We start from the raw sequence: 12,989 nt of genomic DNA, 5'->3' as shown, positions 1-12,989 counted from the left end.
TTAGGAAATGTTATATTTTCAAAAAGAAATTGAGTTGTTTCATTCCTATCTCCAGTCGATGTATTTATACCCATAATAGAAAATGAACCATTATTATCTCCAATAATAGTGATATTTGGTTGAACAGAATTATCAATATAGAATGCTTTATATGAACCGAAATCATAGCTTTCAACCTCACCACTTTCTATTGTTATCTCTGCAACATAATTTGTATCTAATATTGAAGTGTCATTTTCTGTGTAAACAATTAAATTCTGGTTTTTAAATATCAAAGAATCTAATTCCATTGCAATTAAAGAATCAATCATTGAATTATTATCTTTAGTCATGTTTGCATGTATGCTTCTCAATTCTAGGTCTGGTTCTTCAAATCTAAAAAGTGGACCGGGATTTAGGAATTTGATAGTACCATTCTCATCAATGAAACTTCCTCTATCATCAGAAGTATATTTTAATTTCTCTAGATCATTATAACTGTTATTATATTCATATAAACGATATTCATTTTCTGTTTTGATCATCGTGTGTAATACTGTTCCGTGCTTTCTATATGATGCGATTAATAGCCTATTATCAGAAAGTTTATTTTTAATATTGTTTAACTGTTCCAATGAATAATTTTCATAATGAAATAGTGTTTTGAAATTAGAAGAAATCCAATATTTACATTGATCAATAAATTCTGATCTAATATTTTCCCATACATTATCATCGTCTTCTGATAATAAATAAGTATAATCCTTTCCGCATGGTATCAAATCAGGATGATTTTTATAATTTATTGATGTACTAGCCATTCCATAACAGTGTCCATTAGCTGATAACAAATCAGAAAAATATGATATTGTTGTCATTGGCCAAATAAAATGATTTGTGCTATATTTCCAACTGATATGTGCTATTGTAGATCCAATTTCTTTTAAAGATTGCCTCCTATTCCTAAATCTATAATTATCCTCACCATATTCAAAATCTGCAACCCAAATTTTTGCTTCTTTTACAATTTCATTATCAGCGGGATTATTATCGTTTGTTAAAATTTCAAGTTGATATGTAATATCAAAATTATGGTTTATATAAGGTGGTAGTTCAGGTATTTCAAAATTATCAGATTTAAAAGTGCCTACAACATTTTGATCATTTAATAATTGGAACATAATATAAAAAGTTCTTGAATTTACAAAATCATAGTCATCTGGAGCCACTCCCTCAAGCAGTACAGGACCGGACATTATTAGTGTTTGATCTTCATTAAAATGTAAATTCCCTATTGGTTCCTTTAATTCTATTATTAAAGTATCGAAAACTGTTTCTTGAGAGTCTATTATGTAGGAAGCTATTATATTTATCATGGACGGATTAAAATTAAAACCATCAACCCATTGAGGATCATTTATCAAAATTCCATTGTTTGCATATTGAGTTTTATCATGAGCTATATCTCCAATGCCTTCGTTAAAATCCCAGTAACCAACTAAACCTGTTGTATCTGCTGGATTGTTCATATCCAGTTCACGATACATTCTTTCCTGGATTTCTACCTCTGTTAAAGCTCGATTCCATATTCTTAGTTCATCTAAAATTCCATTAAAATATCTATCAAAAGAGGTTTGAGTATGTCTTACACCAATAAAAAGCGGATTAATATTTGATGCTGGTATATCATCAGAATTTTGTAACACCTTTAAGTTGCCGTCTAAATATATTCCATATTCCCCTAAATCAACATCAACAAATACAGCAATGTTATGAAAAAGAGTATCATTAATAATCGAATTACTATTAATCAAATGATCTTCATCATCCGATGATTCCCAAAAAAATGCTATACTGTTATTGTCTTCGAAAGTAATAGACCAGTTGGAGATATTCCCATCTGGTGCAAAACCTTGACCAACGAGGCGTTGGTATTGATTAAATTCAACTGGTTTGAACCATAATGAAACTGAAAAAGATCCGTTAAAATTTAAAGACGGATTATTATTTACCTCAACATAATCATCTACTCCATCAAAATCAAGAGCATGTTGTCCTGCGGAATTAAATATTGTTTTACTTCCTACATCACTCCAATTATTGTTAGAATCTTTAAATCTGACATAGATATTATGTAATCCAAAATCTAATTCTGCTGTGGGTATTTCATTTAGATATGCTGTTGCCGTTGATCCACCAAAAGTTCCTGACAGAGTTATTCCATTGCCCACTCCAGGATCAGTATCGATAAAATATTCTGCTGATACTATTATGCCTGAATTCGGATTTCCTACATTTAGGAAAATTGCAGATGGTTCTCCCCAGTCATTATTTGAATCTTTGAACCGGACATAAACAATGTGAGTTCCAAAAGAAAGCACGGAAGTGGAGATTCCAGACAATGAAGCAGTTACTACAGAACTGCCAAATGATCCGGTTAACGATGTTCCGTTTCCTTGGCCCGGATCAGTATCAATATAATATTCTGCTGATACTATTATGCCTGAATTCGGATTTCCTACATTTAGGAAAATTGCAGATGGTTCTCCCCAGTCATTATCAGAATCTTTGAAACGAACATAAACAATATGAGTGCCAAAAGAAAGTCCGGAAGTTGAAACTCCTGATAAAGAAGCAGTTGCTGTCATTCCTCCAAATGTCCCCGTCAAAGATATACCATTTCCTTCACCCGGATCAGTATCAATAAAATATTCTGCTGAAACTATTGTGCTCGAATTCGGATTCCCCACATTTAAAAACACTGCTGATGGACTACCCCAATTACTGTTAGAATCTTTGAATCGAACATATACGATGTGTGTTCCCAAAGAAAGACCGGAAGTTGAAACTCCTGATAAAGAAGCAGTTGCTGTCATTCCTCCAAATGTCCCCGTCAAAGATATACCATTTCCTTGTCCTGGATCAGTATCTATAAAATATTCCGCTGATGTAATTGTATTTGCATAAGAAATTATTTGAAAGATTATAAGAAATGAGAAAAGTAAAAATATTAATTTCATAGAAACTCCATTAAATAATTAAAATTATGATTTACTTTATCTGGCTGGTAGCTTCTATGTCGAATGTTTCTCCAGGTAAAACTGATTCGGGATTTATTTGAACATCTAAAACAGTTGGCTTTCCCATACTCCATTCTGTTGGTCCACCAAAAATTCCCATATCATTTCGAGTTCCATCTAGGTCTTCATATTCAACCCCTGGAATACCTGTATCAATGCATGGTGAATCTGAATGAAGATAATAATTTCCATTTTCATAATCTGTTAATAATGGATTTATATCAAAAATATTACCAGGTCCAAGATTCGCTCCACTTGTATTAGTTGAATTATTATAAAAGCAGTTATAAGCTAAATCACCATCATAATGGCAATAGTAAGTTGTTCCAAAACCATAATTACAATTAATGATGATATTATTAAAAAAATCAACTTGTCCAGGTGACCATGCATCTGTATATATTTCGATTCCATATGATGTACAATTATATATTAAATTATTTAGTGATTTTCCAGTTGAACTATGATTATAACGTAATCCAACAGAACAATCTTTAATAACACAGTTTTGAATATTTGTTGTTTGAGTAAATACAAAAATTCCTTTATCTGAATTTTCAACAATGCAATGCTTAATAATTGGGGATGAAGCATGTACTTCAATTCCTTCGTGTGTACAAATAATTTTAAGATTTGAAATTGTAACATTGCCGTTGTTAATTTTTACTGCATAATCATTATTCGATTGAATAATTGTCGAATTTGGATCTACTCCTTCCAGCGTTATAGCTTTCGAAATGTCTACGGATTCCAGATATGTTGCAGGATAGATTAAAATTGTATCATCATCCACAGCATCATTGTAAGCAGCGTTAATCGTGTAATAAGGTCCATTAAATTGATCAACAACCAGAGTTGTTGCATAAGCTGATAACGTTATCAGCATAATACTAACAAAACATATTAAATTTTTCATCTTTTCTCCTACCTATATATTTTTATTTTTTTTATTCCTTAATCCGGAAATATTATTTTCACATCTCCTACTTTCTTGAAGTAATATTTTACTTATTAATAAAGGTCTATTATTCTTTCAATGATTTAATGAGATAAATCTACTTCAATATTTGTTGTTCCTTTTTACTACCTTTTTTATTAATTAACATATCAATTAGCTTTTTAACTTCATTTCTTTTTTCTTCTTCCAATAAAGATTTTACTAGCTCTCCCGCGGTTTGTGCTGTTACCTTATAAAACATTTTTTCTAATTGAAGGACATTTTCATGTGTATAGGTTGTATCGGAGATTGTATCTAATAAATAATTACTGCTTGCTTCAAATCCAGGAGTGCTCGAATTATAAATTCTGTAGCTATTTATTACAATTGGATTTCCACCTGTATCTTGAGTAACTGCATCCCAGGAAATAATAACATCCATGCTATCTTTATCTATAGTAATAAATAGATTTTCTGGAGAAGCCGGAGGATAGACACCGGTTGTGGTTGAATGACACTCTGGAGAAAATCCCCCCTTGTTACCAGCTAAATCTATTGCTCGTACTTTAAAATAATAGTTTGTAACAGGAGCTAATCCGGTAATTGTAGTATAATATTGTAAGGAATTGGATAATGAAGGATCATTACCTTTATCCCAGAGCGAATCGGCTTCCGTTACATTTTGATGAGTTGCATAGTATACCTGATAAGAATCAAAGAACTCGTCGTTACTTGTACTCCAGGCAACTGTCAAAGTCGAATCTGTAGGATAACCTGATTGCGCCATTGTGATACTGTCGGGAAGTGTTGCATCAATTCTGACTACATAATCATCTCCTATTCCTTCTTCATTATTAAAACCACTATATGTATAGCCATAACCATTAACATCCTTTGCCCTGAATTCAAAATGAAGTGAATCACCATCAACGTTATATAGAGCATTGATCCTTGCTACAACAGTATCAACTGCAGAAATTCGTAATTTATCAAGTAGTTTTACTTCTGGGTGCGTAATACTTTTTAAAACAGCATTTTGGACTTCCTTTATAACTTGCTTTTCTGTATTCCTATCATGAGATAAAATTATTGATTCATTAGTTTTATTGATTACCTTTTTGTTTTCAGTAATAGCATTCTTTTTGTTACCTGATAGGAGTATTATTTCTCCAGACCTTGAATATACATCCTGCCATTCATCTCCAGTTCCATAAAAACCATTACCATCTTTATCATAACGATACTGAACAGTTGTTGAATCAATACCATAGTAGTCGTAAAAAGTTATGCCAATTTCTACAGTTCTACTTGTTGACCATGTTGGTTCAGGTTGGTTGCCAGGATAGGGGGATTCGCAATATGGAGGATAAGTAATTGGTACATTTAAAATTACATCAGAAAATTCAGAGCGATTCCCAACACTATCAATAGCACAGATTGCAAAATATTTATCTGTTGAGTTATCTATTCCGTAAATTGTAGTACTTGTGGTTTGTATATTATATAGAGATGTATCATTTATTGCGGACCAACAAGAATCATTCAATGTAATTGAATCTGAATTTGAGTAATAAATTTCATATTGCTGAAAATGTGCATCTGTGGTAGCATTCCATTCTAAATCTATGGTATTGATTGTTGTGTCAGAGCAAACAAAATCATTAATTGTTTCAGGTGCTTCACTATCTATTCTAACTATATAATCATCAGAAATACCTTCCTCATTATTTAAACCGGAAAAACCGTACAGAACACTTACGCTGTCTTTAGCTCTCCATTCAAAATGTAAATCATCACCATCAGTAGTATATGTTACATCCACTGATACATCTATCGTATCTTGACGTGACTTATTTCTCAATACATAGTCATTCCAATTTTCGTTATAATAACCGTTTCCATTTGCATCAAAACGATATTGAATACTTGATAAATCTATGTTTGAATGTGTGTCATATATTTTTGCGCCAATAGTGACTGTTCTCGAAGAATCCAAAGCAGGACATGGTTGATTGGGTGGTATTGGATTATATATAATCGGTGGGTCTCCTATTCCAATATCTATAATATCTGAATAATCGCTTATATGACCAAAACCATCCTTTGCACAAATAGTGAAGTAGTAATGATTTTCCGGCAATCCACTTATAGTCGTAGTACCACAACCTATTTCATTGAGGGTAGAATCCATTACAAATGACCATTTATTCGAAGTAGTATCTACAGTTGCTGTTGTATCATAATATATCTCGTAACACGAAAAATAATCAATTGAAAGCGTATCCCAGGATAGAGAAATATAATCAGTTCCATAATCAGCAATAGCAAAGTTAGTCACTTGCGGTACACTGAATGATACATAATTATATTCTAAATACACATCATCTATATTCCACCAATTATCTCCCATTGAAAGAGTGGAAGAATACCTCCAACGGAATTTTACGCTGCTTTCTCCGGACAAAGAATTCAAATCTAAGGACAATATACCTATCGTATCTGATGAAATTGTATATAATGGTATCCATGAATAACCACCATCAACGCTGTAACCAAATACTCCTTCAGAAGAACCATTCGCTTTAAAATCTTCCCAGAAAGAAATAAAAATACTATCTGATAAGCTAAAATCATATTCTTGTGTAAGTAACAATTCATCTGCCGTTTTAAACATTCCTTCGTTTTTAACGATCATTGATGAATCCGCTCTTGTTCGTAATGGATCATAAATTTTTTGCCAGGGGAAGGTTGTAGTTCCATTATGTATTATCTCCCAATTGCTCGGGATACCGGATGCATTGTAATTATAGGTGTATTCATCCATTCTAATTACATTTACCTTAACTGTGTCGATTGCTGTATTACCCACATTATCCGTAAGTTTAAAATGTAACCATTCAGTTCCAAACCAATCTACTTCAGGATTAATAGTTGCTTGTGCACCATTAAAATCTACATTTATATGTTCATTGACGCTTACAGAGTAATTTAAAGGAAGATCTCCACCAATAAAAATATCATTCATATCAATAACTACCGTTGTATTACAATACATCTCAATAGTATTCATTGGATTTTGTACATAAGGTATTCGGTAAAAGTAATATTCTCCCATATCTGCTATTGTTCCATCCGGATCCAATGGTGAAGTTGGATCTCCTGCGTCTATACAAGGTGATTTTGTTGAATCGGGAATTGGATAATTAGCCCAGCTTAGATGGTAGTCACCATTGAGTGAGTCTACAAATAAAGGATCTAATTGAATATTATAATAGGCATCACAACTATCTCCATTTGCGTTTGTAGTAACATTTACTCCAATCCATTGTCCACAATTATAGAAATTACCATTCTCATTATTATAGAAATCTGAATAGGTTATATCTGGATTACCAGAAGATACATAAATTCCATAATTACCGCTGTTATCTGAAATAATACAATTAATTACACTTATGTCGTCATTTGTGTAAATCCCACCACCACCATAAGAAGAAGCACTATTACCTGTTATAGTTACATTCTCTAAACTCGGGGATGAATTATTATAACAGTAAATCCCACCACCATTAGAAGCACTATTACCTGTTATTGTTACATTCTCTAAACTAGGGGATGAATTAACATAACAGTAAATTCCACCACCATAAGAAGAAGCACTATTACAAGTTATTGTTACATTCTCTAAACTAGGGGATGAATTAACATAACAGTAAATTCCACCACCACCCCAACCAGCACTATTACCAGTTATCGTTACGTTCTCTAAACTAGGGGATGAGTCGATAAAAGTAATACCTCCTCCTGTAAAATTTGGGTACGAACCACTGCCTTGTCCATTTGTTATTGTGATATTTTCAATTATTGCATGAGTTATATAATTAAATTCCATTACTCCTGACATATTATTAGCATCTAATATTGTATATTCTTGGTTACTACCCGATAGATTTACATAATTACTCCAATTTATTGGAAACATTTCTCCATTAGTATAATCACTATAAATACCTGGTCCGATATGAATTGTGTTAATGTTAGCACTATCAGAATATATCATTGATAATGCATGGTTTATTGTTCTAAAAGGTTCATCTACTGATGTTCCAGTATTATAATCATCCCCATTTACCGACACATAAACATCTGAGTTTATCATATTTCCATTAATACTATTTAATATATCAAAGGTAAAGTTATCAATAGGTGTTGCATAATAATCAGTAGGTGTCATTACTGTAAAAGTATCTACAATTACATCTATTATACCGAAATTATATGTAGTATAAATATCAACACCAAATCCCCTCATGTTTTCAATAGTGTTTGAATAAATATTACATCTATTTGTAGCGTTAAAACTCGGGGAGGAAGAAGAACAGTAAATTCCACCACCAGAATAAGAAGCATTATTACTTGTTATCGTTACATTTTCTAAACTCGGAAAGGAATGTTCACAATAAATTCCACCACCATCCCAACCAGCACTATTACCAGTTATCGTTACATTCTCTAAACTCGGGGAGGAAGAAGAACAGTACATCCCAGCACCATAAGTAGAAGCACTATTACCAGTTATCGTTACATTCTCTAAACTCGGGGAGGAAGAATAACAGTACATCCCACCACCTTCCCAAGAAGCACTATTACTTGTTATCGTTACATTCTCTAAACTCGGGGAGGAAGAAGAGCATTCAATTCCACCACCTTTTCTAGACCTACCATTATTTAAAGTAAAACCAATTATTATTGCTGTAGAATCCTCTCCACTTTCAAAAGTAACAACACTTCCACTACTATTTCCATCAATAACTGTTTGAGATATATAAGAAGTATCTTGGGTAGTTAAATATTGAGAAGCAACGGTAATGTTCTTTCCATTAAAATTAATATTTTCTATATATGTTCCTATTTGTACTAGAACAGTATCTCCATTTGTTGCTGCATTAATACCTGCTTGTATTGTACTGTAATCTGTAGGTATGTTAATAGTTGTTGCATTAAGCACACAAACAAATAAACTAAATAAAATAGTAATAATAATTTTTTTCATTTTTTCTCCTAACTTGTTCTAATTATTTTTTATAATCCACAAATATGATTCATTAATAATTTCATTAAGTTTCCTGCTTTTGGGGCTAATATTTTTTCTGCAATTATCACTTGTTACATAATAGAATTTTTGGGTATTGTTCAGCGGTGCTTTCCACGAGCTGCCGTCAAAGATACCACTATTGTCAATTGTAAATCCTGAATTTAGATTATTTGTGGAATACACTTTGTAGAAAGTAGCTCCCTGTACAGGCTCCCAATCAATATATACAGAATCTTGGTTCGTAAATATTATAACATTATCCGGTGCTTCCAAATTCGTTGGTGGCACATAATCAAGTTTCATGTAGTATATTTCACTATTTCCGTCTTTATAATCTTCCCATACTATGCTCCACTTTCCATTTGTATTACAAGCTACATCTGGATGACGTGAATGTTCATTATCATTATTTAGAATCTGTTCAGCTATAAAATTATTGTCATCATATTTGTTAAAATACACTTCCCAGTTACCATTTCTATCATCCTCCCATACGAGTGTAAAATATGATCTGTTCTGCGGTTTCGTTGCCATATTTGGATATCGTGAGTCTCCATCACCTGAGGATTGAGGGTTTTGAGATCCATCATAAATTTGATAATATCCATCTGTATAATCTATATAAAAAAGATAAGCATTATCTTCTTGGGTTATTCCTAAACAGCATTCTTTACTATCATCTGAAGCTTGTAAAAAAGCTCCATTATAAGCAATAGAATTACTTGATGTAATTTTGGCTATATGATAATAATGACTGAACCAATTGCCTAATTCAAGTCTCCACACATAAAAATTGTCCTGGTTGTCATGATCAATATAACAGTTTTTCTGAACAAAATAACATAACGAATTCAATTCAATAGCATCTCCTATAATATTACCTGCTGAATCGCGTTTTTCAAATTTGGTTTTGTATAATATTCCAGGTTTCTCCCAGGCAATTCCACTCGTTCCATCATCAAGAGAGGAGATTGCAGGTAGATCGCCACTATCAAGAGTGATATCATTTACAACTTTTATACCAGCAGTATCAACTTTACAATATTTAATATCTCCGCTTTCTTCCCATACAATATAGCTGTTACCAGCATCATCAACGCCAATATCCGGTTTCGTAGAATTGCTGCTCGTTTGAGTAATATTTGTGGGAGTAACAATAATATTGTTATTTTCATCAATTCGGCAGAAATAAATTTCCCAGTTTCCATCCCTGTAATCCTGCCAGACTATGGAAGCGTTGTTAAAATTATCAAAATCTATTGCTGGCCATTCAGAATTTGAATTATCATTTGAAAGTCGAACTTCTGTGAAATTTCCTAGTCCATAAACTTCAATGTAATGTGATTTAATCTCCCAATCGTTATCATTTCCATCATTTATTTTCAATGTTACAGAATAAACACCTGGTAAATTATATGTATAAGATGGATTTTGTTCATAAGAATCAACTATCCCATCGCTATCAAAATCCCATTCCCAGCTTATAATATTACCAACTGAAAGATCGACAAATGTAACATCAAAGGGAGTAGAACCAAATCTGTTGGCAGCATGAAAATCTGCTCTGAGATACACTGTATGTGCATTATTTCCGTCATAGTATATTCTACCATTCTCAAAGTCCACCGTCTGGTAAAGATTATTTTGAAAATCAAGATATTGAGATGAAATGGGTAAACCAATTGAACTGGGGCACATCCAATTATTCCATATATTTTCACCAATCCAAAATGCTTCATTAATTCCCGATTGATCTAAAAACAAGGCACCATTTGTTAATTTTTGTTTAAAATAATCTACTCCATTCCAACCTATTTCTACCGGTTCTATAGGTAAACCAGCAATATCTTCATGTTCTTCGAATGTATCTTTAAATTTATCTTCAACATATGGATATGACTGTGTATACTCAAATCCGACCATTGACTTATATGCTTCAAGAATATCGAGTTTTCCTGCTCCCCAGTATTTATTATCTTCGAGTGTCAAAGGCCAAGTTCCATTAGGAATACCTCCAGTGGAATTCTGCAATATTTGTTTTATTTGATCGGCATTTAAGTCTGGAAATTTTTGAAGTAACAACGCGATTGCTCCCGTTACATGAGGTGCAGCCATACTTGTACCTGAACCACTTCCATAATCCATTATACCTGTAGCTATCGAAGATGTAATTGGTGATCCTGGAGCTGCTATATCAGGCTTACTTACAGTGTATTCATCATCTGTTCTTAGAGGGCCTAGACTACTTTCGTGATATATATCTCCATTTATTTCATTAATATGGTTAGCAACAGTAATTACTTTCTCAGCAGAAGCTGGAATTAGAATTGACTGGAAAGAATCACCATTTAAAAAACCACCTTTTGTACAATATGGTTCTGAATGGTAACCATCAATATTGCCACCTGTGTCTTGATTATGTGGATGTAAGGAAATTTTGTAATTTCCCGAGAGCAAAATTCCATGGCTACCTACTTTAATTACAATTTGAATAACATGATCGTTAGAATTATTTGGGATAGATGTATCATTATTATAAATTGATATTGTATCTGATTCTAAAACAGTGTCCATTATACAATATCCGAATTCAACTAAATCCGTCCATTCAGGATTGAGCCAATCATTATCAGATACTCTTACATCAAATTCGCCCTCTCCCCAAATTTCGAATGTTAGGCTATTATTATCAGATTTAATATTATTATAATTTATTCTGAATTCAATAACTAAACTATCACCTGGTATGTCAGGTACATATCCGTCTATATGAGGATATGGTGATGTTTCGCGTCCTGAATTTCCAGCCGCTACGACAAATATTGTGTTAGATGTATCAATTTTTGTGTTTAGTGCTTCTTCAAATAACGTTGAACCATCATGTGGACCTAAAGGAGCACCCAAACTCATATTTACTACAAGAGATTTATTGTCATTACTTGCTTTATAAATCATCCATTCATAACCATCTAAAGCACTATTTGTATTCGGGTCATGATTAAATGAACCTATTTTAGCGAATAATATATCAGATTTATAAGCAACACCTTTATAGTTTTTATTGGCTGAATCACCATCGCCAGCAGCAATTCCAGTTACATGCGTTGGATGAAAATCATTTCCAGTGTATTGTGGAAAATTTGACCAATGATCTAAGGTATCACCCTCCAACCACATAGCCTTTATTCTATATTCTCCTTCTGGTGAAATAAATGTTTCATGATCCCATTTTAATGTGTCCAGTTCTATTACACCAACATAAACACTATCCCCGTTTATCGAATCATTAATTGAATAGTTTACATTTCCTTGCCAGACATCGTCTGCATTTATTAAATCAGTACTTGTGTTTAATAATGAATGCAATATTTTAGCAGCTTCTATGTAAATTACATCTGGTTCTGAAGCCATTTCTTCAATTTTATCAATAGGGATAGTTGCTGTTATATATTCTGAATCCTTTCCTTTATGTACCCCATGAATTTCTAAATCATTGTAATTTCTCAAATTGTTATTCTTTTTACTTTTTATTAAAACTTCAACTTTAAGACTATCATGATTAAAATCAATAGCAAGAATATTGGAGTAATTTTTTAATTTGCTTTTTAGATTTGCTCTGTCCTTTAGAGATTTTTCAGAGTTTTCAAAATTATGCATATTTATTAAAAGTGGTATTAACAGATAATCTACTTTTCCTTTTGCATCCTCACCAATAATTTCTGATATTTTTATTAAATTATAATTTTTTCTATTACTAACCTGACTGTAAAGCGTTCCTCCTAGTATGCTAATAAATAAGACTATACAAATTAACAATTTAGATTTTTTCATCTCACCCACCTTTCATAGGTTTTGTTGCGAGTTAATTTTGTTTTCCATAGTTTTTAATCCATACCAA

At 32.4% G+C, this 12,989-nt stretch carries 4 protein-coding genes; all 4 read right to left on the bottom strand.

Features of this window, described 5'->3' with window-relative positions; all coding sequences use genetic code 11:
* Positions 1–2,999 (bottom strand): LamG domain-containing protein (locus RAO94_07140; GenBank protein MDP8322107.1); only part of this gene is annotated, 2,999 nt, incomplete at its 3' end.
* A 31-nt stretch (positions 3,000–3,030) separates the two neighbouring features.
* The gene (locus RAO94_07135; protein ID MDP8322106.1) at positions 3,031–3,975 is read right to left on the bottom strand and encodes a right-handed parallel beta-helix repeat-containing protein; all 945 of its coding nucleotides are present in this window, start codon (positions 3,973–3,975) and stop codon (positions 3,031–3,033) included.
* Between the two features lie 139 nt (positions 3,976–4,114).
* Positions 4,115–9,049, bottom strand: a complete 4,935-nt coding sequence (locus RAO94_07130; protein MDP8322105.1) for a fibronectin type III domain-containing protein — start codon at positions 9,047–9,049, stop codon at positions 4,115–4,117.
* Between the two features lie 18 nt (positions 9,050–9,067).
* Positions 9,068–12,922: a S8 family serine peptidase gene (locus RAO94_07125; GenBank protein MDP8322104.1), complete on the bottom strand. Its 3,855-nt coding sequence runs from the start codon at positions 12,920–12,922 to the stop codon at positions 9,068–9,070.
* Between the last annotated feature and the right edge of the window lie 67 nt (positions 12,923–12,989).

Source organism: Candidatus Stygibacter australis, assembly GCA_030765845.1.
Taxonomy (GTDB): Bacteria; Cloacimonadota; Cloacimonadia; order Cloacimonadales; family TCS61; genus Stygibacter; species Stygibacter australis.
This window is presented reverse-complemented; position numbering and strand designations above follow the sequence as displayed.